Source organism: Agrobacterium sp. CG160-95 (assembly GCF_053521725.1).
Genome location: NZ_JBNWDU010000017.1, coordinates 1 through 809, shown reverse-complemented (window position 1 = coordinate 809; position 809 = coordinate 1). Strand labels below are relative to the sequence as shown.

Here is an 809-nt window from a genome sequence, read left to right as displayed (position 1 = left end):
TCGCCAGCCTGGCCCTGGTCGAGCAGCTTGCGGAACATTTCAACGCCGGTAACCGTCGTCTTCGACGTCGGACGAATGCCGACGATTTCGACTTCTTCACCAACCTTGACGATACCGCGCTCAACGCGACCCGTCACAACCGTACCACGGCCAGAGATCGAGAACACGTCTTCGATCGGCATCAGGAACGGCTGGTCGATCGGACGCTCAGGCGTCGGGATGTAGGCGTCAACAGCAGCCATCAGCTCGCGGATTGCGTCTTCACCGATCTTCTTGTCGGAATCTTCAAGAGCAGCAAGTGCCGAACCCTTGACGATCGGGATATCGTCGCCCGGGAAGTCGTAGGACGACAGAAGTTCGCGAACTTCCAGTTCGACGAGCTCGAGAAGCTCGGCGTCGTCAACCTGGTCAACCTTGTTGAGGAACACGACGATCGCCGGAACGCCAACCTGGCGAGCAAGCAGGATGTGCTCGCGCGTCTGCGGCATCGGGCCGTCAGCTGCAGAGCAAACCAGGATCGCGCCGTCCATCTGGGCAGCACCGGTGATCATGTTCTTCACGTAGTCGGCGTGGCCGGGGCAGTCGACGTGTGCGTAGTGACGGTTCGGCGTTTCGTACTCGACGTGCGCCGTCGAGATCGTGATGCCGCGAGCCTTTTCTTCAGGAGCAGCGTCGATCTGGTCGTACGCCTTGAACTCGCCGAAATACTTCGTGATCGCAGCAGTCAACGACGTCTTGCCGTGGTCGACGTGACCGATCGTGCCAATGTTGACGTGCGGCTTATTGCGCTCAAACTTGCTCTTTGCCAT

1 protein-coding gene is annotated in these 809 nt (G+C 59.3%); it reads right to left on the bottom strand.

The window, feature by feature from the left end:
- The coding region (locus tag ACQZ63_RS27240; RefSeq protein ID WP_448799594.1) for an elongation factor Tu at positions 1-809 on the bottom strand (809 nt) is incomplete at its 3' end.